The sequence below is a fragment of the Paenibacillus sp. BIC5C1 genome (assembly GCF_032399705.1).
Lineage (GTDB): Bacteria > Bacillota > Bacilli > Paenibacillales > Paenibacillaceae > Paenibacillus > Paenibacillus taichungensis_A.
In genome coordinates, this window is record NZ_CP135922.1 from 2,917,723 (window position 1) to 2,942,472 (window position 24,750).

General features: G+C 46.2%; 16 protein-coding genes. 12 read left to right on the top strand and 4 right to left on the bottom strand.

From position 1 onward, the window contains the following. The first annotated feature begins 76 nt into the window (after positions 1–76). Positions 77–793, top strand: a complete 717-nt coding sequence (locus tag RS891_RS13390) for a YebC/PmpR family DNA-binding transcriptional regulator (protein ID WP_315796303.1) — start codon at positions 77–79, stop codon at positions 791–793. A gap of 84 nt (positions 794–877) precedes the next feature. On the opposite strand, the gene RS891_RS13395 is transcribed toward RS891_RS13390, so the two are convergent. The 4 genes from RS891_RS13395 to RS891_RS13410 all read right to left on the bottom strand — a co-directional run bounded on the left by RS891_RS13395 (position 878) and on the right by RS891_RS13410 (position 3,506). After that, positions 878–1,363, bottom strand: coding sequence for a DMT family transporter (locus RS891_RS13395; RefSeq protein WP_063563626.1), 486 nt, complete (start codon positions 1,361–1,363; stop codon positions 878–880). 18 nt (positions 1,364–1,381) lie between these two features. Beyond that, complete coding sequence (locus RS891_RS13400) at positions 1,382–2,080, bottom strand: Crp/Fnr family transcriptional regulator (protein ID WP_315795544.1); 699 nt, start codon at positions 2,078–2,080, stop codon at positions 1,382–1,384. A 34-nt stretch (positions 2,081–2,114) separates the two neighbouring features. Further along, a complete protein-coding gene (locus RS891_RS13405; protein WP_113052318.1) occupies positions 2,115–2,540 on the bottom strand; it encodes a DMT family transporter in 426 nt (141 codons plus the stop codon). A 168-nt stretch (positions 2,541–2,708) separates the two neighbouring features. Next, entirely contained in the window at positions 2,709–3,506 is a 798-nt protein-coding gene (locus RS891_RS13410) for a Nif3-like dinuclear metal center hexameric protein (RefSeq protein ID WP_113052317.1), read from the bottom strand. Positions 3,507–3,836: 330 nt separating this feature from the next. Between RS891_RS13410 and RS891_RS13415 the strand changes: the two genes are divergently transcribed. The 11 genes from RS891_RS13415 to treR all read left to right on the top strand — a co-directional run bounded on the left by RS891_RS13415 (position 3,837) and on the right by treR (position 24,655). Continuing rightward, positions 3,837–4,448 carry a biliverdin-producing heme oxygenase gene (locus RS891_RS13415; RefSeq protein ID WP_113052316.1) on the top strand — a complete coding sequence of 204 codons (612 nt, stop codon included), beginning with the start codon at positions 3,837–3,839 and terminating at the stop codon, positions 4,446–4,448. Between the two features lie 46 nt (positions 4,449–4,494). After that, positions 4,495–7,035: a diguanylate cyclase domain-containing protein gene (locus RS891_RS13420; protein ID WP_315795545.1), complete on the top strand. Its 2,541-nt coding sequence runs from the start codon at positions 4,495–4,497 to the stop codon at positions 7,033–7,035. Positions 7,036–7,186: 151 nt separating this feature from the next. After that, a complete protein-coding gene (locus RS891_RS13425; protein WP_315795546.1) occupies positions 7,187–8,830 on the top strand; it encodes a TerB N-terminal domain-containing protein in 1,644 nt (547 codons plus the stop codon). A 7-nt stretch (positions 8,831–8,837) separates the two neighbouring features. Further along, positions 8,838–10,178: an ATP-binding protein gene (locus RS891_RS13430; RefSeq protein WP_315795547.1), complete on the top strand. Its 1,341-nt coding sequence runs from the start codon at positions 8,838–8,840 to the stop codon at positions 10,176–10,178. After that, complete coding sequence (locus tag RS891_RS13435; RefSeq protein ID WP_315795548.1) at positions 10,175–12,388, top strand: DEAD/DEAH box helicase; 2,214 nt, start codon at positions 10,175–10,177, stop codon at positions 12,386–12,388. Before RS891_RS13430 ends, RS891_RS13435 begins: the two co-directional genes overlap by 4 nt. A 338-nt stretch (positions 12,389–12,726) precedes the next feature. Continuing rightward, positions 12,727–13,680 carry an EamA family transporter gene (locus RS891_RS13440; RefSeq protein WP_090897067.1) on the top strand — a complete coding sequence of 318 codons (954 nt, stop codon included), beginning with the start codon at positions 12,727–12,729 and terminating at the stop codon, positions 13,678–13,680. Positions 13,681–13,883: 203 nt separating this feature from the next. Continuing rightward, positions 13,884–14,309 (top strand): cupredoxin domain-containing protein, encoded by a 426-nt coding sequence (locus RS891_RS13445; protein ID WP_113052311.1) that lies wholly within the window; start codon positions 13,884–13,886, stop codon positions 14,307–14,309. Positions 14,310–14,406: 97 nt separating this feature from the next. Next, a complete protein-coding gene (locus RS891_RS13450) occupies positions 14,407–15,429 on the top strand; it encodes an SDR family oxidoreductase (RefSeq protein WP_315795549.1) in 1,023 nt (340 codons plus the stop codon). Positions 15,430–15,438: 9 nt separating this feature from the next. After that, positions 15,439–16,095 carry a carboxylesterase family protein gene (locus RS891_RS13455; RefSeq protein WP_315795550.1) on the top strand — a complete coding sequence of 219 codons (657 nt, stop codon included), beginning with the start codon at positions 15,439–15,441 and terminating at the stop codon, positions 16,093–16,095. A gap of 172 nt (positions 16,096–16,267) precedes the next feature. Then, a complete protein-coding gene (locus tag RS891_RS13460; protein ID WP_315795551.1) occupies positions 16,268–23,824 on the top strand; it encodes a fibronectin type III domain-containing protein in 7,557 nt (2,518 codons plus the stop codon). A 120-nt stretch (positions 23,825–23,944) separates the two neighbouring features. Beyond that, a complete protein-coding gene (gene treR / locus RS891_RS13465; protein WP_083679056.1) occupies positions 23,945–24,655 on the top strand; it encodes a trehalose operon repressor in 711 nt (236 codons plus the stop codon). Positions 24,656–24,750 lie beyond the last annotated feature (95 nt).

The following is a 24,750-nucleotide window of genomic DNA, read 5'->3' on the forward strand; positions in this document are numbered from 1 at the left end:
CTTGTTGAAGTACGCCCAACAAGATATAATGACAAAGTAGAAAGCAGATTATATGTTGAAAGTGAGCGGAAACGATATGGGTCGTAAGTGGAATAATATTAAAGAAAAAAAAGCTTCAAAAGATGCAAATACTAGCCGGGTCTATGCTAAATTCGGCGTTGAGATTTATGTAGCTGCCAAGAAAGGCGAACCGGACCCGGAAGCGAACCGCGCACTGAAAGTCGTGCTGGAACGTGCCAAAACGTATAACGTACCCAAAGCCATTATTGACCGTGCCATGGAAAAGGCAAAAGGCAGCGGGGACGAAAATTATGAAGAACTGCGTTATGAAGGATTCGGGCCCAATGGTGCCATGGTTATCGTGGATGCGCTCACCAATAATGTGAACCGTACTGCACCGGAAGTGCGCTCTGCATTTAACAAAAACGCGGGCAATATGGGTGTAAGCGGATCAGTTGCTTATATGTTTGATCCTACAGCGGTAATCGGGATAGAAGGCAAAAACTCCGAGGAAGTACTGGAACTTCTGCTTGAAGCAGATGTGGATGTACGTGATATCGTGGACGAAGACGATGCTGTGATCGTATATGCAGAACCGGATCAATTCCACGCTGTACAGGAAGCGTTCAAAGCGGCGGGTGTGACTGAGTTTACCGTAGCCGAGCTGACGATGCTTGCGCAAAACCACATTGAACTTCCAGAGGACGCACAAGCCCAGTTCGAGAAACTGATCGATGCGCTTGAGGACCTTGAAGATGTGCAGCAAGTGTACCACAACGTAGAGTTCGTTTAAGCGTATTAAGCGAAACGTGGTTCGATTGCCAAAAAGAGTGTCTAGCCAATCAACGGATTGGACAGACACTCTTTTTATTTTCTCCTATGAGTCGGATTGCAATGCACCCGGAGATTTTTTTGATTTTGCCGATTTGCTACCGCCAAACTTGAATAACACAATACCGCCAACGATGACAAGAACGCCAAGAAGCTGGTTCCACGAGAATGGGATCTGCTCCAGTCCAAGCCATCCCATGGAATCAAAAAGCAAGGCGAAACTTAACTGGGATGTAAGTACGATGGAGATAGCAAATGTGGGACCAAGCAGTTTCATCCCCTGAACGAGACAGAAGACAACCCCAACACCGATGGCTCCGCTAAGCCAGTACCAGGGCTGCATATGTTGGAAGCTGAACGTATTTTTTCCCTCCACCACTAGAGAAATCAGAAATGATGCAATAAACCCGGTGAAAAGCACCATCGTTGTCGTGGACCACGAGCCGGTACGTTCATTTACCTTACTATTAAAGATGGTCTGCAGACTGACAAGAGAACCTGCCAGTAACGCAAGCAAAATACCTGTAATGATCATAGGATAGAGATCTCCTTATTCATAGATGTTGTGACCCGCCACTTCTGCCAGACCTGCCCGATCTTTGACCATAATAAAGCCCTGATCCCGCATGATTAATCCATCTGCACACAGCTTCTGAATCACCCGATTCAAATGCCGATAACTCGTACCGATCAGATTCGCGATATCTGTCAAATTAAAGGCGTCCAGTTCTTCGTGGACAACAGTCCCCGCTTCTTCAGTAGAGATGGAGAGCAGATAGCTGGCTAATCGAACCTCGACCGGATACATCAGGTTGAAGTTGGAGAGGTTCGAATCAATATAAAACTTGTGAGAAATAATTTTGAGCAAAAATTTCAACAGGGGTGCGTAATCGCTGGCGAGTTCGGCTAACCAATTATAATGAATGCGCAGCATGACCACAGGGGAAACCGCCTGCACGGTGTTCACGATGTCGCTCTCCCGAACGTACTCGACATCACCAACCATTTCAAGCGGTGTTTTGAAACAAAGAACGAGTGTTTTATCCTGTGGAGAGGTCGTGAAAATTTTGACTTTCCCCTCGACCAGCACATATAAATATTCGGACATTTCCCCTTCGCGGCAGATTAATTCGCACTTCTCGAAGTGGCATATCGTCATATGTGGACGCAGGGGCTCGTGAAATACCGATTCGAGTTGATACTGCTTCAAATAGTGCAACAATTGATGCTGATTCTGGAATTCTTCCATAATGTATTTCACCCCCGTCTTTATGTTGACCTGGCTACAGCTTCATAATAATGACGCCCGTAACCATTAATGCTATACCCAGAAATTGCGGTAGTTTCATTTTCTGCTTCACAACACCAAACCATCCGTTACTATCGACCATAAAGGTCAGGAATAGCTGTGCAATCAACAGCGCTGAGATCGTAAAAGTTACCCCAATTTGCTGGATTGCCGTGACTTCACTAAAAATAATTACTGCACCAAACGCGCCTCCCGCCAGGTACATGGGCTTCACTTGCTTCAATCCTTGCAGGTTGATGTCCCGCACGAATACAAGGATCAGAGCTGCCAATATAAACCCGGTGAGTTGTGTAATCGTAGCGGCTTGCCAGGTACCCATGTCCGTACTGATTCGGGTATTGGCAACCCCTTGCAGGGTAATGCATGCACCGCCTAATAGTGCAAAAATAATTCCTCTCATGGTTGTACTCTCCTTGTCGCGTCATTACTTCTTCGATTTCTATTAAATGATATATCCACTCAAAAAGCCAAGGACAAATGTCCTCAGCTCAGAAGTTATAGCATTTAGAGTACAATAAACCCTTCGTAAAATCCAGACAGGACCCAGGATGGCACGTGATTCTGAAAATCACAATACTTGAAACACCGGTTGCTCACCAACATAATGAACTGACAATTCCGGGAAACCAGCAGCCAATCTTTCAGACAAAAGTTTCATCCCGGAGGCCTCACTTTCGGCATGGCCGATCATGAGAAGAGCTTTTTGTTTTCCTTGCTGCACAGCATCACGTATGTACTCTGGTGTCTCCCATTCGAATCCTTCACCTGCGATAATCAAATCCAACTCTTCTTGCTGAAGAAGGGGAATGGTCAGATTGCCGTTGCCTCGAAAACCGACCAGGATCGCTGCACGTCTGCATATCATCTTTGGATCACCAGCTAGGCGTACATATTCGCTTCCAAGCGAATGTTTAATATGTTCCGCAATAAGCTGAACTGTCATACCTTCCGGAAAGGACAGAATATCAGCTTCTGGTCTTCTCTGTTCCACAGAAGATGACCACCCCAGTGCCTGAACCAATCCTTCCGTAATGCCATCAGGCTGAAAGCGATGAATGGCATCATGACAGCGATAGATTGCAATTTTGCCGTTCTCAATCAGCTTTCTCTTGGTTTCATAGACTGGATCATCAGCCAGCCAGTCGGTGTGACTATGATGGTTATAGAAGGGAGGCTCATGAGCGATAATCAGATTAGCCCCACGTTGTATAGCATGCTCAATCACATGTTGTGTAGGCATAAAAGTTACAAAAACGCCTGTGACCGTTTGGTGGGGAGAACCCGTTATCAGTTGATCCACGGTGGTTTCTGGAAGTTCAACTTCGGCGGTTAGGTGATCTATTATGTGTTGAATGGTTATATTCATATACTTCATACCTCCAAGAACAGGATATGCACAGTTTATCATGTTGATGGATGAACAGCATCATAGATATGGACTTTTTCCTGTTGAAAGAAAAGAAGGGCGGACAGCTGTGGAATCGATGATAGGTAGCTGGTTAATATAACAACGAACAGTCGTATTCAAAATGTAACGATGCTGGATTCATATAGTTTTCTCCTACAAGAAAAAGTATACTTACATAGAGTCTTTATCTAGATGAAATGGGTTATCCATTCAAACCTACACTAACATTTAGTTAAGTATAAGTCTTAATTCTGATGAAGAGATCCGACATAGAAGGGCGATGATTACATGACAGCCAGTACCATTATGGAACGTCTGAAGAGTGAGACAGCTCATTATCACAGACAAGTGGAACAGAACGAGTATGCCAAGGCGATTATGAATCAAACCGTTAGCTTGGGAGAGTATAAGAAATATCTGGAGAAATTTTACGGGTTCCTGAAACCATTGGAAAATCAAGCTGTACAGCAGCCTTTCTGGAGCAGTACAGGACTGGATATCGGGATTAGAGGAAAAGCGAACTTGCTTGAAAATGACCTGCGAAATCTCGGCGCCAGTGAAGAGGAAATCAGCCAGGTTCCTTTATGTAAGGATCTTCCTGATATCTCGACACCTGCAAGGTTGTTCGGTTATTTATACGTCATTGAAGGATCTACGAACGGAGGTCAGATCATGACCAAACGTTTGTCACAGTTCCTGCCGATTGATGCAGATCGGGGGCTGGAATATTTTAATGCCTATGGTACGGAAACCAGAACGAGATGGGCGGAGTTCACAGAACTACTGCGTCAATCCATCACGGAGGAAGAAGATCACGACATCATGGTGCACACGGCCTCGGAAACGTTCCGATTACTTGATCAATGGATCAATACAAATACAAATACAGATCAGTTGTAAGTTGAGAATAAGAGTTATCACATCATGAGAGGGGATTTTTCAGGCTATGCCCGAATCGAAGTCCAAGAAAGAAAATAATTTGCTTAACCGTACATTGCTCAATCAGGGTACGTACACCAATGATCCAATTGATCTAAACAATTGCGACAAAGAACCTATTCATATCCCCGGCTTCATTCAACCTCATGGTGTGCTCTTGGCTGTGAGCACCAACAATATACCGACTATTGTACAATGCAGCCAAAATACGGAGGAACATCTCGGTCTTTCTACGCAAGAGGTGCTGGGCCTTCCACTCGAACATCTGATTGGCAAGGATAATATAAGGCAGGTACTGGCACGCACCTTCAGTGCATCTGTAACATCAGACCTGCAATATATGGATCTTACGATTAACATATCTGGAAATGCTCAGGTCTTCACAACAGTCATTCATGAGAGTGAAGGCCTGTTAATTTTGGAAATGGAACCTTCCTATGAAAATGGAGATATGGAAGGTAATGATTTTGAGTGGATTTCCAGCTTCTTCAGCCGACTTAAAAGTACTGATAATCGGGTCGAGGCGAGTCAGATTGCTGCCGAGCAAGTGAAAGAAATGCTAGGCTATGATCGGGTCATGATCTATGAATTTGACGAACAATGGAATGGGAAGGTCATCGCTGAAGCGCGTGAGGAAGAGCTTGAACCTTTTCTCGGACACCATTACCCGGCGTCTGATATTCCCAAACAGGCACGGGAATTGTATCTGCGCAATTGGTTGCGCACCATCGTGAACGTGAATTATACACCTGTCGAGATCGTTCCCTTGCTTCAACCTTTGACGGGCAAACCGCTTAATTTGAGCTTGTCGGTTCTGCGCAGTGTATCCCCTCTGCACATTGAGTATTTGCAGAACATGGGTGTTGGTGCAACCGTAACCATCTCTCTGATCCATGACAACCAGCTGTGGGGCCTGATTACATGTCATCACTATTCAGCCAGATATATACCCCATCGTGTTCGTAACTTGTGTAACTTCCTGGGTTCCTTCTTCTCAAGTGAACTGTTTCAACGTCAGCAGCTGGATGAATATCAAGCTGAGATCAGGTCACGTGAAGCGGCTACCCAAATTGCTAATATTTTTATTGGGAATACAAGTCCAGCGAGGATTATTGAAGAATTGCAGGGCGAAGAGCAGACCTTACTGAGTCTTATGGATGCTTCGGGAGCTGCGATCTGTTATCAGGACAAGCTGCTATTATATGGCGATACGCCGACACGGGAGCAAGTACGCGAATTGGCAGCATGGCTGGCGGGCAAATCGGAAGATTACAGTTATCATACTTCCAAGCTGAGTTTGGAGTATGATCCTGCCCAAGCTTACAAGGAAAAAGCATCGGGTATTGTTTATGTTGCCATATCCCCTGGGCAGCATCATTACATCATCTGGTTCCGCCCTGAGGTGGTTCAGCTTGTGGATTGGGCAGGTGATCCAGCCAAAGCGGTGATCAAAACCGATGATGGCATGCGTTTGTCTCCACGAAAATCCTTCGAGAAATGGAGAGAGGTCGTACAATCCACCTCTTATCCTTGGACAACGAAGGAGCTGAATGTGCTGCCATTGCTCAAAAGCATCGTACGCCGTCAGACAGAGAACCAACTGGTTCAGGCAGAGGAGCAGGCATTGCAGAACGCACGTATTTTGCGGCAAAATGAACAGCGCTACTTGCAGTTGATGGAGTTTTCACCGGTTGCCTTTTTTACGTTGACGGATGGATTCATCATTTATTGCAATAACAAGGCAGCTGAACTGCTTGGTTATGAAAGTTCCAAAGCTCTCATCGGCAAGGATTTCAGGGGATTTGTGCCTGACAAGACGAGAACGATTTTGCAGCAAAATCTGGAGGAACTGAATCTCAACAATACGCGTTTGTTTACCAACCAGGCATACTTCATCACAGCAACTGGCATGTCCTTACTGCTTGAGATTACACTGGCTTCTGTTACACATGCTGGCAAACCATCTGTGATGGTTCTTCTTAACAGTGGGACATCTCATCCTGATCAGGAACATTATACGGAGACAACAAGTCAACTCCAGAACTATCTCAACACAGATCCGTTAACAGACATGCCGCTTCAGACCATATTCCAATCCCAGCTTCAGGATGATTGGAATGAATGTTTGCAAGAGAAATGCAGTTTGGGACTGTTTATTATAGATATCGATGATTTCCGTTCATATAATGCATCTTATGGACTTCAAGGTGGCGATCTGTGCCTGCAGTGGATTGGAGAAGTGCTGACGGTGGTCAGTGAACAGAATGATGGCGTCATCTCCCGCCTTCGGGGAGGAACCTTCATGTTGAAACTGAAGAATGCAACATCGGAACGTTCAGCGGAGCTTGCCGAAGAAATCAGACAACATGTGCTTGCACTTCAAATTCAGAGTGATCTGTCCAGTCCAAGTGAAGTGGTCACGGTTAGCGTTGGCGGTTCGGTAATGGTTCCTGAAGAGACGCTGATGGTGTCGAATCTGATTGAAAAAGCCAGCCTAGCCCTTGCTCAAGCCAAGAGTGACGGGAAAAATCGGGCTATCATGGTATGATATAAGGTTGTACTAACCTTGCTGTAAAGGATGAAGCAAAATGGTATAGTGGGAAGGCATTTAAACTGGATATCAGTTTGAATGTCTTTCTTTTTTCTGTTAATAAGGAAACTATTATTTTCATCACCGCAGGCCCAGGACAAGTGTTATAATGAACAATATGGATACACTTGTTCGTATTCACACGTGGAGGACGGTGAAACGGAATTCAATGAAAGAGGATTCAAGACAACTGGAGTTTATAGAGATAGATCTGTGCGAAGAACCCATAATAGCGGCAGTCCCGGTTCCTGATCGTTCAACGATTGTCCGTGCTGATTTTGATATAAAATTACCTGGTGGCATATTGTCTTCGGAGAAAAGGTTTGTAGAGGAAGCAAGGCAACTCATTGAAGTGGAAGGGGAGCAGGCTCCCTGGGTTCCTTTTATGAGTTATTGGCCGACCTATGGTGTAATGAACGAACCCCAGCGCAAGTGGTATATGTATTGGAGGACTGAAGTCCGGCAAGGCCGTTTCCCTGACACGGATCTGTCCTATCTGTTTGTGCATATTTATGAGCTGATTAACGGAATTGGTTGGCAGGAACCACAGGCAGGCTACGAGCAATTAAAACAACTATGGATGAACTATCGTGAACGGCTTCCGCAGTTGGATATGTACATGCAGGAATGGATTATTGATTATGATCTCGTACATGAGTTGAACATGTCATTATCCGAGATAGTGGAGCTTTCGAGTGGTTTTTTGCCACCGGAGATTCTGGATATGGAGTTGCAACGGCTCTTGAGCAGCAATATATCGGAAATCTCGCTGAAGTTGTTACAAAGATATTATGACTACGACATTACGCTCAGCAAATTTTACAGGGATGGCGGCATGAAGGTTCTGGAACAATACATTCCCCGAGTCATGGCTTTGTTGGATTCTTATCTGCTGCGTACACGCAAGGTCGGCATATTGGATCAGTTTGAGCTAAATCATGAGAGAGTTATCGAACGTACGCTGTTTCGAAAAGCCGTATATGATGAATCCATTTATGGAAAATCGGTTCGAATAACATATGTTCCGATTGGAGAGCATGCAGATTTTATTCAGTTTGTAACTCGAGTTTTTCGATGCACGGAAAATAAATGCCGTGAACTGCTCGGTTTCAGAGGGCGACTTCGTGGAAAGACCCTTGAACCAGAGCTAGCAAACGTGATTGAACGTTACCTGGACAAGGCCTTTGCAGTCGAGAAAGTACCAGTAGTGGAGCAACCGATAGTCCGAATTGATGCGGGGAAACTTGCATCGCTGCAACAGGAAAGCGAATATGTGCGCAGAGCACTCATGATCGAGGAAAATCATATCACCGAAGATGAAGATGCGAACAATGTGACTAGCCAAGCGCCTATGGCCATTCATTATTCAACGGATGAAGCTGAAAGAGCTGAGGAGTCTAACCAATCGGAGGTTGGCTTTGAGGGAGCGCTTGAAACTGACGGAGTCCAAGAAAACGGGAATAACGAGCCAATATCATTACAATGGGAGGCGGATTTTTCTGCTGACTTGGATGAAGAGTGGTTACAGTTCTCTGAAATGCTATCTCCGCAGCATGTACAGGCAATTTATGCCTTGCTTGGTGTCAAACCGGATACGGAGCTGATGCGGGTGGCTGAGCAATATGGAACGATGCCTGCACTCCTGTTGGATGAAATTAATGATGTGGCCATGGAAACGATTGTTGACCTTCTCATTGATGGTGATCGTATAGTTTCGGATTATATGAATGTGTTTGAACATGTGAAGAGGTGATTAGGCAGTGGCAGAACTTAAAATACCGAAGCGGCTGACTACCGCACTAGTGAATTCGTTGACCGCGGGCGTTGTGCCACGAATCGGACTGGAGCAGATTGCAGTTGGTCGGAAGTCTGAAGTGGACGCGATTTTGCGAGATATGGACAATATTGCAGAAGGCGGGGCAGCGTTTAAGCTTATTACAGGGAGGTATGGGAGCGGGAAAAGTTTTCTGTTGCAGATGATTCGTAACTATGCGATGGATCGGGAATTCGTGGTGGCGGACGGTGACTTGTCACCTGAGCGCAGACTGGTGGGAACCAAAGGTCAGGGGCTCGCAACCTATCGTGAGCTGATGACTCGTCTGTCTACTCGTACACGACCAGATGGCGGTGCACTGGAACCGATTTTGCAGAAGTGGATCGCTGGTCTTCAGCAGCAAGCGATGCAAAGTCAGGGATTGCGCCCGGATGATCCGGCTCTTCCTGCCGAAGTCGAGAAGCAGATCTATGCGGTGACAAACGAAATGCAGAATTTGGTGCATGGATTCGATTTTGCCAAGGTGTTGGCTTCGTACTGGAACGGCTATAAATTGGAGGATGATGACCGAAAACAGGCGGCGCTGCGCTGGTTGAGAGGGGAATTCGCAACCAAGACGGAAGCCAAGAAAGAGCTGGCTGTCGGCGTCATCATTGATGATGATAACTGGTATGACTACTTCAAATTATGGTCCGAATTTACGGCACGGATCGGTTACAAAGGACTGCTGTTGTTCATAGATGAAGCGGTTAATCTGTACAAAATTACAAACAGTATATCCCGGCAAAGCAACTACGAGAAGTTGCTTACCATGTTCAATGATACGATGCAGGGCAAAGCAGAACACCTCGGCATTTTTGTGGGCGGTACACCACAATTCGTGGAGGATGAAAGACGCGGACTATTCAGTTATGAAGCACTTCGCTCCAGACTCATCGATGGGCGCTATGCAGCAAGAGAATACGCGAATTATACCGGACCGATCTTGAAACTTTCAATGTTGTCCCATGAAGAGATTTTGATTCTTTTGCAGAAGCTGCGTCAGATTCATGCTCTGCATTTTGGATATACTGCAAGTCTAACGGATGAGGATTTAGTTGATTTTATGCAAACAGCGGTCAACCGGCTCGGCGCGGATGAATTACTGACCACACGTGAAGTGGTGCGGGACTTCATGGATGTGTTGCATACGCTCCATCAGAATCCCGAAGTAACCTATGCTCAATTGCTTGGTGAGCGAGCAGTCAAACCGCAGGAAGCAGGGAAAGGAATGGATTCATCATCTGCTGATGATCTGGATGATTTTCTGGCGGAGTTTGAATTATGAGTGAGAACCCTTTCTATCGACTGGCTCCTTTTGTACAGGAATTTATTTATAAAAAACGATGGGAATCCCTTCGGCCTGCACAGATTGAAGCGTGCAACATTTGTTTTCATACCGCGCATCATATGCTGATTGCAGCAGGCACTGCCTCCGGCAAGACGGAGGCGGCTTTTTTTCCAGCACTAACCGAGCTGCATGAACGGCCCTCCAAATCCGTGGGTATCTTGTACATCGGGCCGCTTAAGGCACTGATTAATGACCAATTCGAGCGACTAAAGGACTTGTTGTCCGAGGGGAATATTCCGGTATGGCACTGGCATGGAGATGTGCCCCAGGCAGAGAAAACACGACTCATGCGAAGCCCCTCCGGTGTGCTTCAGATTACGCCTGAATCACTGGAAGGTCTGCTGATGAATCGTCCCAATGCCATTCCGGCATTATTTCATGATCTGCGGTATGTCATTATAGACGAGGTTCATGCATTCATGGGAGCGGATCGTGGCATTCAGGTGTTGAGCGAGCTGGCGCGAATTGAACGTATGGCTGGATGTAAACCGAGAAGAGTGGGGTTATCTGCGACATTAAGTGATTATGATGCTGCTACAGCCTGGCTCGCTGCTGGAACTAACCAGGGGGTGGATGTGGTTTCTTCCCCGGGTGGACGCAAGCTACGTCTAAGGGTGGAGCATTTTTCGTTCCCGGATGCACGGGATGAAGAGCAGGCAGAACATCTGCATAATGCACGTAAAGTCTATTACGACTTCATCTATGAGAGTACACATCGCAAAAAAGCTTTGATATTCACCAATAGTCGGACGGATGCAGAAGTCACTATACTTGAGATGCGGCGTGTCGCCGCACGGAGACAGGAGCGGGATGTATTCCATGTTCATCATGGGAGCATATCCGCGATGCTGAGAGAAGAGACCGAAGCCGCCTTACGAACCGGATCAGGGCCAGCAGTAGCTGCGGCTACCGTAACGTTGGAACTGGGGATTGACCTGGGTGAACTGGAGCGGGTTGTACAGCTTGGAGCACCTTATAGTGCATCGAGTTTTGTTCAGCGCCTTGGAAGGTCAGGCAGGCGTGAGGATATGGCTTCCGAGATGCTATTTGTATGTCCGGAAGAAGAGGATGAGGAAGCTCAATTGCCTGCTCGAATGCCATGGACACTCATGCGAGCGATTGCTGTTATTGAACTGTATGTAAAGAGCAAGTGGGTTGAACCACTTGAGGCCCGTAAGATGCCGATGGGGGTGCTCTACCATCAGACGATGAGCATGCTGAAAAGCATGGGGGAGGCTGAACCCAAAGAATTGGCTGAGGCTATACTTTCGCTCGCACCATTCGCGCAGATTCGTGCAGATCAATATCAGCTTTTTCTGAATTATCTGATTGAGACCGATCATCTGCAGTGGACTGAAGATCGAACGTTAATCATTGGGCTTACGGGTGAGAAAACCGTGAATAACTATCGCTTTTACGCGGTGTTCAAAGATGATGAAGAGCACAAAGTGCTGAACGGTTCCGAGGAGATCGGGTCGATTACAACCGTGCCGCCACCTGGATACTGTTTCTCTCTTGCCGGGAAACTGTGGAAAGTGGAAGAGGTCGATCATAAGCATAAATCTGTGTATGTGAAGGCGGCCAAAGGTAAAGTGGATACGTTGTGGCTGGGTGCGGGTGGGGACATTCACACGTCGGTTGTCCAGAAAATGCGTGAAGTACTTTCAGACACGGTGATATATCCCTACCTGTCACCGCAAGCGGTAAATCGATTGGAACGCGCCCGTCGACTTGCTCGTGAAAGTGGTTTACTGAAGCAGGTTGTCATTCCAGCTGGAGGAGATTCCTTGTATGTATTACCTTGGGTGGGAAGCAAATCTTTCCGCACACTGGAGCGTTTGATGAAGCAAAATTTGTCTGACAAGCTCGCCTTGCGATCTGTTGTACCTATGGAGCCATATTATTTTGTCGTGTCAGGCAAAGTGGATGGTCGTACACTTTTGGCCGAGATCATGAGTGAATGTCGATCAGCAAAAGACGCATCTACGTTGCTTTCAGAAGATGAAGCGCCGTATCTTGGTAAATATGATGAATTCGTGGCTCCTCCATTGATCCGAGAGGCATTTGCAGTGGACGGATTGGATTTAAATGGTCTCAAAGAAGGATTGCAGCAAACGTTAACATGGGATTCTTCATCTGTGAAATGACGTAATGACGCATGTTCTTTACCTTAAATTTGAATTAAAAAAATTTAAATTGTGAATCAGGGTTGACACCACCTCACCTCCCATGTAATATATGAAAAGTCGTCACACACGAATCGCAAACAAAACAAGTGCATATTTCATTTCGTATAACCTCGCAGGCCGAAAGTGTACACAGGGCGAGGGTCTCTACGGGAAGCCTATACTTCCTAACTACGATGCCAGGGAATCATTGTATTCCTTGCTCGTAGTTAGGATTTTTGCATTTGGATGGTGTCTGTGACCTTGGCATGGATCAAACATGCGGACGCATTTTTCGATCATCAGGAGGTTTATCTACAATGAAATATTATCTGTCCGTTCTCGCAGGAGCGATGAGCTATGGCATATTATCCACAATTGTGGTTCTGGCTTACGGCGAAGGGTACAAACTTGGAGAGGTCGTGGGCACACAGCTGATCACGGGCTTCATCCTGTCCTGGATGCTGGCATTATATTCGAAGTTTAGAATGAAACGGAAGTCACAGGCAGATGGAAAACCATCAGCGGCCGTGGCAAAAGCGCTTCAGAAATTAACGTGGAAGCAGCGTTTGCTGTTGATGGCTGCAGGGACGCCGACGGTTATTACCGGTCTTGTCTATTATCAGTCTTTGCGGTATATTCCCGCGTCACTGGCCATTATTCTTTTGTTCCAATTTACGTGGATTAGCGTATTGATTCAGGCCGTGAGCAAACGTCAGCGTCCTGACAAAGTAACATTCCTAACTTTGATTATCCTGTTTGGCGGCACATTGCTGGCAGCTGGTTTTCTGGAACAAGGACTCGGAGAGTTTAACGGCTTGGGTATAGCGCTTGGCTTGATGGCAGCTGTAAGTTACTCCTTGTTTGTGCTGTTTAGTGGTAAAGCCGTTCCAACAGCACATCCGGCTTTTCGCAGTGCCTGGATGGTTACCGGGGGTCTGGTCTTGCTGTGCATTCTGTTCCCACCGACATTCCTGTTTAACGGGTTGATTTGGAGTCAACTTCTTGTTTTCGGATTGTTGCTTGGTTTCTTCGGAGCTTTTATTCCACCAGTACTGTTCGCAGTAGGTGTGCCTCATATTGGTGGCGACATGGCCGGAATTCTTGGTGCGGTTGAGCTCCCAATCGCTGTCCTGCTCTCATCCATTGTGCTTCACGAGCATGTGAGCGCATTGCAATGGATCGGGGTTATCATAGTGCTGATTGGTGTAGCGCTGCCAGAGATCTATAAGTTACGGATGAGACGAAGTCGAAATACACCTATATATTCCTGATTGGTGAATAGATAGAACGATATTGACAATAGCTATAGCTGAAAGAGTCTGAGTGATTCAGGCTCTTTTTTGATGAATATATTTATTTGGCTAAGTAACATACCGTTGATATGGCCCATTCGAGTCATTTTCAATTTCAACCGGATGGGGTATGCTGAAGAAGAGTATCGATAGAATGGGAACATAGACAGAGGAGCGTTGAGATGAAAAGCTGGATTAGCAAAACCTGGCCTTGGCTTACGCTGGGAATTACTGTAGTTGTGCTGCTTGGATCTTTTATGGTGTATTTTATGGGCAAGGACATGTCCCCAGGCTCAGGAAGTGCCGTGACGGCCAAAGCCGAGACGCCGGAGGACTTGAAGGGATATGAAGTTGTTGATGTTAATGTAAGTAACGACGGCTTTGAACCTAATGTTATTGAAGTTAAAGCCGGGGTTCCAACCAAAATTAACTTTATCCTTACTCGTAAGGTTACGCATGTTAAATCGGTAGCGGCTGACAAGCTGGGCATGGATCTTTACATGCAAAAAGGAAACAACTACTATACTGTAGACAAGGATGTCCAACCTGGTGAATATGAAATTCACTGCGGTATGTACATGATCTACGGAACAATTAAGGTCATATAGTGGACAGGAGCAAAGATTCTTCATTTGAATCTTTGCTCCTCTTTTGTGTGCATGATATCATGGACTAGTGATCAATTTCATCTGGAGGTGGCCAAATATGAAAGCGCTATTTATTGGAGGAACAGGTACCATCAGTACAGCAATTACCGATCAGCTTGCGAAGCAAGGCTGTGAGCTTTATTTGATCAACCGGGGAAATCAAAATGATAATTTGCCTGCTCAAATCAAAGTGCTGCAAGCCGATATTAACGATGAAGCACGGGTTGCAGAGCTGATTGCCGACCTGGAGTTCGATGTTGTCGCAGACTTTATCGCATTTGTACCTTCTCAGCTGGAGAGAGATTACCGTTTGTTTAAGGATAAAACGAAGCAGTTTATATTTATCAGTTCGGCATCTGCATACCAGACACCGCTTGCTGATTATCGGATCACAGAAGGTACGCCATTATCCAATCCGTATTGGGAATATTCGCGCAACAAAATTGCATGTGAAGATTATTTGATGAAACTGTATCGTGAAGAAGGATTTCCAGTGACCATTGTGCGTCCAAGCCATACGTATAGTGAACGTTCTGTGCCTCTCGGTGTACACGGGGCAGAGGGAAGCTGGCAGGTCCTCAAGCGCATACGTGAAAACAAACCTGTCCTCATTCATGGAGATGGCACATCGCTCTGGACCATAACGCATAACCGTGATTTTGCCAAAGGATTTATTGGCCTTATGGGCAACATTCACGCCATTGGTGAATCGGTACATATTACCTCGGACGAGTCAGTAACCTGGAATCAGATCTATGAAATTATCGCAGGAGTGCTTGGTGTCAAACTTCATGCGGTTCATGTATCTTCCGAATTTTTGGCTGCATGCAGTGATCAGGATCTTCGAGGCGGTCTGCTGGGAGACAAGGCGAATACGGTTGTATTTGATAACAGTAAATTAAAAAGGCTTGTTCCGGAATTTGTGGCAACGATTCGGGCCGATCAAGGAATCCGGAGTACGATAGAATATATTCTTGCACATCCTGAATTGCAGACCGAAGATCCTGAATTTGATGCATGGTGTGACAAGGTGGTCGGAGTATTGGACGAGGCGTTGTTGAAAATCAGAGATGAGAAGTGAGGCGAGCATATGTCCCAAACCGGACATCGACTGGTAAAGGAAATCACCAAAACCGTCAATTTGAACTATTTGCTGCACATTCCTGAGAAGGAGGAACCACTTGCTGCAGACCAGAAATGGCCTGTCATATTGTTTCTTCATGGTGCTGGGGAACGCGGTAATGATCTGGAAATGCTTAAAGCACACGGGGTTCCGCTTATTGCCGATCAGGACAAAAGTTTCCCGTTTATCGTGATTTCACCGCAATGTCCAGTGGACGAATTTTGGGGTATGCATCGCGAAGCTATCATGGCCCTTCTGGAACATGTTTTGGAGAACGAAGCTGCTGACCCGAAACGGGTGTATCTTACAGGTCTGAGTATGGGCGGGTATGGTACTTGGGATCTGCCACTGTTTAATTCCAATACATTTGCTGCATTGGCTCCTGTATGTGGGGGAGCGGATCCTTCCAAAGCGGAAGAACTGCGTAATATACCGATCTGGGCGTTCCATGGGGCCAAGGATGACGTCGTTTATGTAACGGAATCCGAAAAGATTGTTCATGCGCTTGAAGCGTTGAACGCGGATGTGAAGCTGACGATATACCCTGAAGGCGATCACGATGCTTGGACGGAAACTTATAACAACCCGGAATTGTACAAGTGGTTTCTCAGCCATTCGTTATAATCAATCATTCGTAAATTGACAATATTCAGCATTTTTAAGTATTTACTTTCGTTATTCGAATCGTTATAATCAAGAAAAAATGACACTTGTTAGGGGAGGCACCCCAACAGAGGACTTTGTTCCTTTGTTGGGGTGCCTCTTTTTTTTGGTGTGTAGAAAAGGAGAGCAGACGTTGAAGAAATCTGAGAAGCGTATTAAAAAACAGGCCGAGCAGCTTACCAAAGTGGTACTGGCATTTGCCCTGCTGTCACCCCAAGCCTTGCTGGTCGAATGGGGCTCAACGGCCATTATGGCTGAAGCTGTGGAAACCATCAGTATTGTATCCGATACTTCCAGCATGAAGGCTGTTCAATCCTCCAAGGTAAAAGTGGAAATGAATAGTGATGGCAAATATAGAATTGTGCTGCTTCCAAATACAAACGTATTCTACGGTGGCGATACAGGGAATGTATCCACCATTATTGATCATAACGGAACACCCATTAATTTTAAGTCGTTGCCCCTTAACTATTATCGGATCAATAACAATGTAATTGAAATGTCCAGGCAGAAAGACAATGTAGAGTATATTTTGCGTGTATCTATCGTTAATGCTACATCTCAGGGCGGTTATATGAAGGTGGAATTGGAGGCTATTAACCGCAGCGGCTCTACGCTGAATCTGGGAGGTACGTTCTATTGGGATACGATGGTGAATGGCAACGATGCTTCTCCGTTTGAAGTGATTGAGAACGGATGGCGCAATTACAGTGGCGGTGTTCAGGTAACCGCTTTTTATGCTAACACGTATAACGTCGTGGACGCGGATCGCATTTACATGGGACAGTACAATAGCCCGGACAATGCGCAGCTAACAGGTGGTTCCTCTCCATCTTCTTTTACGCCAGGGCAGACTGTTACCGCAACGGATACCGCTGCGCAGTTCTGGTGGAACGGCAAAGCAACCGCGAACCAAACTTCACGCAAATTTTCGACGATTGTGGGGATTGGTCCCAAAAATGCACCGCCTTCATTTGCACTATCGGCCCCTTCTTCGGGTCAAACCTATTACAAAGGGGAACAGCTTCAAATTTCCGGTACAACCCGGGATACGGATGTGGGAGATCTTCTGACTGTCAAATGGTCGATCGACGGAGGCACTGAAAACATTCTGACACAGATGACGGCTACAGGTTCCAATCAGTCATTTAATACGAATTACACATTGCCGGATACGCTCGCAGATGGCGCACATACGTTGCAGGTGTGGGTTATGGATGACAAGGGAGGAGTCTCCTCAGCAGGCACGGTCAATTTCACGGTGAAAAGTTTCGTTGTTCCGGGAACACCGACATTTACATCGGTTAACAATAATAATCTGACCGTGAACTGGGACAAGAAGGCAAATGATGCTTCTGTGAGGTATGAATTGAAAAATGTAACGACGAATCAGAGCTTCGATACTGGTACAACAAATAGTCGGCAAGTGACCGGACTTACACCGAATACTCAATATTCTTTTGCTGTGCGCGCCAAAAATACAGTCGATTCGTATACGGGATATTCAAGTCCAGCTAGCAAATTTACACTAGCAAATGCACCAAGCGATGCAGCTGTAAGCCAATCAGGAAACTTCGTTACGGCTAGTTGGAACAACAATGGCAATCCTGCTGGAACGAATTACAGAACGGAAATACGTAACTCCGTCGGACAAGTGCTTGCATCGGGTACAACTTCATCAACTCGTACTGAACTTGCGTTAACTGGACTTGCTGACGGATTATATAACGTATATGTAGCAGCACTGAATGGAGAAGGCATACAGACTGCATTTACCTCTGCAGGTCAGATCACAAAGGACACAACCGGTCCCACTGCCCCCTTGATAGCAGTAAATCCTTCTTCTTGGACCAAGGAAGATGTCCTGGTTACGATTACAGCAGGCTCGGATGCCTTAAGTGGTGTACAAAAGACTGAGTACAAGCTGGGGATTGGAGGAGAATGGAAGGAATACACTGCTCCCATCACGGTTGCTTCTGAAGGAAACACACTCATTATTGCACGCAGTATAGATGCATTTGGCAATACAGGACAGGAGGCTTCTGTTACAGCGCGAGTGGACCGTACAGCTCCGACGCCTCCCGTCATCTCGTTAAATCCTCCGGAATGGACCCACTCTGCAGTAACCGTGACGTTAACGGCAGGTACCGATGAAGCAAGTGGGGTGGGTGTTACGCAGTATAGGCTTGGAGGGGAAGGGACTTGGGTCGATTATCGAGAGCCATTCACCATTAATACGGAAGGAAACACCGAGATTCAGGCGCGAAGTGTGGATCGGGCCTTTAATGTCAGTGCTTCAACTTCAGCCACTGCCCGGATCGATAAGACAGGGCCTGATGAGCCCAAGATTATACTTAGTGATGATGAATGGACGAATCAGGATGTGTCCTTTGAAATAACCAGTGGTGAAGATACAGGCAGTGGACTTGCCAAAAGCCAATATCGCCTTAACGAACAAGGCCCCTGGATCGATTACACCGGAGAAGTGAAGGTTACCGAAGAAGGACAAACCACAGTATATGCACGCTCACTTGATAAGGTAGGAAATGTAAGCACTATAGCGAAAGCACTAATTCGACTGGACAAGACCGCTCCAACAGAGCCGGTTATTACATTAAGTCAGTCCGGCTGGAGCAAGGAAGCTGTACAATTTACGGTTGCTGGCAGCGTAGATGAACATGCCATTTCGTATGAATATAGTTTGAATGGTGCCCCGTATATTGCAGGAACCTCCGGCACAGTGAGTTCAAACGGCCCCAACGTAATTCGAGCCAGAGCGAGAGACGCTGTTGGAAACGTTAGCAAGGAGATCAGTCGTACGGCTTATGTCGATCTGGTCGCTCCAACGATTACATTTACACCGAATGGACAGGGTTGGAGTGACACTAATCTATCTGCTACCATTCAATATGAAGATTCTGATTCGGGTATAGATGAAATTTCACGATTGTACAGTGTAAGCAACAGTACCGTATCGCCAGACAATTGGAATGAAGCTCGCTCGAATGAGCCTGTAATTTCAATTGAATCCGAAGGCATTTGGTATATTCATGCCAAAACAATGGATGTGGCAGGGAATACATATGAGACCGTATCAGCACCTTATCAGATCCAGCGCAAGCCACAACAGCCGGGAAATGCGAGCGTTACACAGATCAGTGAAACTTCGGCAGAACTTACGTGGGATTTGCCCACCGGAGAATGGTACACCAACGGGTATCAGTATGAAATTATAAACCATACGACAGGCCAGTCTTGGACGCTGGATTATCCTAAACATACGCTCGTTGATCATTCCCTCAGTGGTGGGCAAGCCTATGATTATGAAGTGAGAGTTCGAAACAATACGGGTATAAGTGATGCAGTTACAGTCCGTGCACTGACAATTCCTGCGGCTCCGGGATCATTACAAATTCGAAAAGTTGATTTCCAGCCTGAGCTGGCAGAAGTGCATTTCGATTCGGTTCAAGGAGCTACTGCGTACCGTATATCAGCTGCAACTTCGGATGGAAGAATTGTTTTTGACCAGACGATCTCCGATTCTTCCAATCTCCCGTACATTACCAATTTGGTCCCGGGGAGCATTCATACGATTTCGGTCACAGCTCTGAATGAGAGTGGTGCAGGAGAAAGCAGCAGGGCGGGATTCCTGACATTGCCTGCAGCACCCGGTGAATTTGCAGCAGTGCAGATTCGGGAGCAAGAGATCTCTCTGGGATGGCAGACGGTAACTTCAGCTACGTATTACAGCCTTTCACGCAGTGGAGAAGGAATCTACGAAGGATTGGAAACGCAGTATGTGGACGCAGGTCTGGATAGTGGAACAGAGTATAGCTATGAATTGCTGGCCGCAAACGAGACAGGAGAAGGCCCGGTAACAAGCTTGCAGAAGCTGATGACATTGCCGGGGGCCATTGAAAGCCTGAGTATAGATAATGCGACAACAACGAGCATGCGTCTCAGTTGGGATCCTGTAAGAGGCGCGGAGCGATACGAAGTCTTTGTGAATGGGGAAAAGCGTGAGACGCTGCTTGCTGGAACCCATGAATATCTGCTAACTGGATTGACCGCGGGAACGTTGGTTCAGGTGGATGTTCAGGCTGGCAATGGAAGTGGACAAGGTCAATCCAATCGAGTATCTGGAACGACGCTTCCCGAGAGTCCTTCAGGTCTTCACTTTGTACAGCCGACTGAAGCAGGAGCAACACTCAGATGGGATGCAGTACCCGGAGCTACGAAGTACCGGGTCGTTGTTGAGGGTCAGAGTTATGAGATATCAGATACCCAGCTTGAAGTCCATCAGTTATCAGCCAGTCGCCACTACACGTATCAAGTGGAGGCCGGAAATGCCGCTGGTTATGGTGCACCCACAAGCGGTGAGCTGCTTACTTTGCCAACCAGACCTGAAGGACTCAAAGTGACACGTACAGATGAAACAAGTATTGGAGTAGAATGGGAATCTGTAAATACAGCTGAATCCTATATTGTGAATATCAATGGGACCGAAGTAGGTCGAACTTCTGGACTTGCCTATACGGCTGAAGAATTGTTGCCAGGCATGGAGTATTTAGTGGAAGTACAGGCCGTGAACATGTCTGGAGTCGGTCAGTCCGCCAGCTTGATTCGATTATCCAAACCAGCATCGCCTTCAGAGATCGTAGTTGAACCTGGGGTTCATAAAGCCAACTTGTCATGGGCCGCGGTAGCAGGTGCCTCGGAGTATGTAATTCAACAGGGGAACAAAGAGATTTACCGTGGAACAGAGCTTATGACCCTTATTTCAGGACTTGAGGATGGAACGATCCATCATTACACACTTGTTGCAGTGAACAGACAAGGGACCCCATCCGAAGCGACAGGTATATCCATACTGACATTGCCAGAGAAACCAGTTGAGATTAAGGCATCGGAAGTGTCGGAAAGCAGTCTTAGTCTGGATTTTACCAAAACAGGGGTAAAAGGTGCAGACGAATACATCATTGAACGCAATGGACGAGAAATTGCTCGCATGGATGCGAGTGAAGCCCGATTCGTAGATGAGAATTTGTCGCCAGGCACGAAATATACATACAAGATCCGGGCGGTTAATGCAAGTGGTACAGGTGCTTCCCTTACCTATGGAATAACAACTCAAACGCTGCCACTATCCTCAGATGGGATTACAGTGAACAAAGGAACTCACTATTTTGATCTGGCGTGGGAAGCAGTAAAGGGAGCCGCCGCATATGAAATACGCAATCAGACAACGGGGGAAGTACAGACTGTGTCCGAACCATCGGCTCATCTCGCCAGTTTAATGGATGGCACAACGTATACGTTTGAACTTACTGTTATGAATGAGGATGGTCACCGTTCTTCTCCTGTTCAGGTTCTTTTGTTGACCAAGCCCATATCCCCACAAACAGCAAGTATTGCTGCGGTAACCGATCAATCGGCAACGCTGGATCTGAGTGGCAGCGCCACACGAGGCGCGGAACAGTTGATCATTTTGCGAGATGATCTTGAAATCGACCGCATTCCGGCTGACAGTATTTCTTATGTCGACAATGACCTGACGCCGGGGGAGAGATACACCTATACGGTTAAGACTTCGAATGCTTCCGGCGATAGCGATGCGGGATTTGATGTTCAATTGCGTACACTTCCTGCAACAATTACGGAAACACTGCATCCAGATGTGATTGAAGAAACGGAGGCAGTGATTAAATGGAAAAAGGTTAAAGGGGCAGAGGGGTACATTGTAATGATAGCCGATGATGAATTCATAACCATTACAGAGAGTGATTTGACTGAGGTTACTCTTAATGGACTTACCAGCGCAGCTCAATATGATCAAGTACAGATCGTTCCTTTTAATACGGCGGGGAATGGAAGTCCGATGATCATTGCTCCATTTTTCACGCTGCCTCATGTCGATTCTGTTGAGATGAATCTATATCCGGAGACGGATCATGCCAGACTGGAGTGGGATTTTCCTTATTCCAACGAAACGTTTGTGATTCTAATGGATGGTATCGAGCTGTATAGAGGTAAACAAAAAGAATATATCGTAAATGAACTGCAGGGTGGAACGAACTACTCCATCGAACTGTATACCGAGAACGACCAGGGGGATACATCACATAAGCTTGAGTATACGCTGTTGACCAAACCGGAAGCTCCTAAGAAAGTGGAATATCGTTCGACACAGGATAGCATACAACTTCAGTTCGAAAAGAGCCGTGTCAAGGGGGCCGAGCAATTCATCATTGAACGTGACGGTGCGGAGGTCGGCCGAGTGTCTATTGACGAGCCTTATTACGAGGACCGGGGGCTTGAGCCAGGTGTGAATTATGTGTATACCATTAAAACCGTTAATGCTTCCGGTAAGAGTGAGGTCGGTTTCAATCTAACAGCAGTAACACTGCCTGGAAAAATTCCTTCTCCACCTCAAGTGGAAGAACGTACTCAGTATGGCGCAGATATTGTATGGGATATGATTCCTGGTGCAGCAGGCTATCGCATCTATCAGGAAGAAGAATTGATTGAGACAACAATGGAAACATCGATACATGTAACTGAATTGAAAAGTGCCCAGCGCTATTCCGACTTTTCTATTGTGCCTTTTAATGAGGCGGGAGACGGAGAGACAGTCAATGTACCTGAGTTCGAGACATTGCCATCAGAAAAATTCACTGTTTCAGCGATCACCCAGAGCACAAGCAGCATTGCGTTGAGTTGGAAGCTGGAATCCTTGAATGAAACGATCGTGCTTTCCAGTAGTGGGCGGGAGATTTATCGCGGAAAGGATCGAAGCTTCATCTGGACAGGATTAACGGGTGGGCAGCGCTATGATGTCATATTGTGGACTGAAAATTCAGCTGGGGAAAAAAGTGAAAGCCAGCAGGCCACGGCTGTAACTATGCCGTATCCACCATCAAGCGGAAGTGGAGCCGGTTTACCTGTAACTTCCTCCAAACCGGAGAATGCCCAGTCCGGAGCAACTCAACCTGTGCAAAATGACAAAGCGGAAACAGCAGCCAAGAAAGAGGTCAAGTTCATTGATATTGGTCAAACATTCAATAAAGATCAGATTATATGGCTGGCAGAGCAAAGTATCATTCAAGGTGTAAGTGAAACCCGCTTCGAACCCCGTCGCCCCATTACAAGAGCTGAGTTCACAGCACTTATTGTGCGATTAATGGGGGTGGACACGTCTGCTGAATATCAGCATGCTTTTCGGGATGTGAACGATCAGGATTGGTTTGCTCCAGAGATCGAAGCAGCCGTAAGTCGTGGTATGGTACATGGCATGGGGAATGGTAAGTTTGCTCCATATGCGCTGGTAACACGGGAACAGGCATCGAAGATCATTGCGAATGTTATTCGCAAAATCAAGCCAGAACCCACAACTTCACGTCGTGCCTTTACGGATCAGATGGATGTGTCCGATTGGGCCAAAGAAGAGGTTGAAGAGCTTGCTGGAATGTACATGCTTACCGGGTACGAAGACGGAAGTTTCCGACCCATGCAGCACCTAAGCAGATCCGAGGCGGCAGCCCTGATCTTCCGACTGAACAAACTGATTCGTATTATTGATGAGAACCAAACTATGGAAGAAGAGAACCGAACTATGGATGATAAAGGAACGATTATTGACATAGACGGTAAGGTTAACACGTCAAAAACGGATATGAACGACCTGAATTAAATCACATGGAAATTATCATTTCATCCTCCTCAGCAGCCACATTATCCGTTATTCGACTTTTAATGTTATAATAGGTTGCCAATATGATAAAAAAAGGGTAATGGACAGTGGTGATGAATGATGAATAATAAATTTATCCGAATCTATGAAGATATTGCAGCTCGTATTCGGACTGGAGAAATTGAAGCAGGCACGCTGCTTCCCTCGGAACTGGATTTATCGGAAAGTTATCAAACTTCAAGAGAGACGATTCGCAAAGCGCTGAAAATGCTGTCTGAAGAAGGTTATATCCAGAAAATTCAAGGTAAGGGCTCCATTGTATTGGATATACGTAAAATTGATTTTCCTATTTCGGGCCTTGTTAGCTTCAAGGAACTGGCTAAAAAAATGGGACATCGGGCCAAAACGTACGTTAAGGTTTTTGAAGAAAAAAAGGTTGATCAAGCCTTGTTCAAGAAAATCAATTTTGGTCTGAATGAAAAGGTCTGGGAGATCAGACGTGTACGGAAAGTGGATGGAGAACATGTCATTCTCGATAAGGACCATATAAGTCAGAAGCTTATCCCTGGTTTGAGCAAGGAAATATGTAATGACTCCATCTTCGAGTACATTGAGGAAGAGCTCGGGCTGACCATCTCTTTTGCCAAAAAGGAAATTTTGGTGGAGGAACCTACCGCTGAGGATAGGGAATTGCTTGATCTTGAAGGTTTCCACAATGTAGTTGTGGTTAGGAGCCAGGTTTACCTGGAGGATGCCAGTCAATTCCAATTCACAGAGGCAAGGCACCGCCCGGACAAGTTCAGATTTGTGGACTTTGCTCGGCGTAGATGATATCCATTGACCATGATTAAGAAACAGAGAGTACCTATTCACTTCTTTTAGGGGTGAACGAGGTGCTCTCTTTATTTCGAAAACGATTTGCAGTG

Excerpts from the sequence above, each read along its gene's own strand:
- RS891_RS13450 (WP_315795549.1), top strand. The coding sequence starts at position 14,407 with ATGAAAGCGCTATTTATTGGAGGAACAGGTACCATCAGTACAGCAATT.
- RS891_RS13435 (WP_315795548.1), top strand. The coding sequence starts at position 10,175 with ATGAGTGAGAACCCTTTCTATCGACTGGCTCCTTTTGTACAGGAATTT.
- RS891_RS13440 (WP_090897067.1), top strand. The coding sequence starts at position 12,727 with ATGAAATATTATCTGTCCGTTCTCGCAGGAGCGATGAGCTATGGCATA.
- RS891_RS13400 (WP_315795544.1), bottom strand. The coding sequence starts at position 2,080 with ATGGAAGAATTCCAGAATCAGCATCAATTGTTGCACTATTTGAAGCAG.
- RS891_RS13390 (WP_315796303.1), top strand. The coding sequence starts at position 77 with ATGGGTCGTAAGTGGAATAATATTAAAGAAAAAAAAGCTTCAAAAGAT.
- RS891_RS13425 (WP_315795546.1), top strand. The coding sequence starts at position 7,187 with ATGAACAATATGGATACACTTGTTCGTATTCACACGTGGAGGACGGTG.
- treR (WP_083679056.1), top strand. The coding sequence starts at position 23,945 with ATGAATAATAAATTTATCCGAATCTATGAAGATATTGCAGCTCGTATT.
- RS891_RS13410 (WP_113052317.1), bottom strand. The coding sequence starts at position 3,506 with ATGAATATAACCATTCAACACATAATAGATCACCTAACCGCCGAAGTT.
- RS891_RS13405 (WP_113052318.1), bottom strand. The coding sequence starts at position 2,540 with ATGAGAGGAATTATTTTTGCACTATTAGGCGGTGCATGCATTACCCTG.
- RS891_RS13445 (WP_113052311.1), top strand. The coding sequence starts at position 13,884 with ATGAAAAGCTGGATTAGCAAAACCTGGCCTTGGCTTACGCTGGGAATT.
- RS891_RS13455 (WP_315795550.1), top strand. The coding sequence starts at position 15,439 with ATGTCCCAAACCGGACATCGACTGGTAAAGGAAATCACCAAAACCGTC.
- RS891_RS13415 (WP_113052316.1), top strand. The coding sequence starts at position 3,837 with ATGACAGCCAGTACCATTATGGAACGTCTGAAGAGTGAGACAGCTCAT.
- RS891_RS13420 (WP_315795545.1), top strand. The coding sequence starts at position 4,495 with ATGCCCGAATCGAAGTCCAAGAAAGAAAATAATTTGCTTAACCGTACA.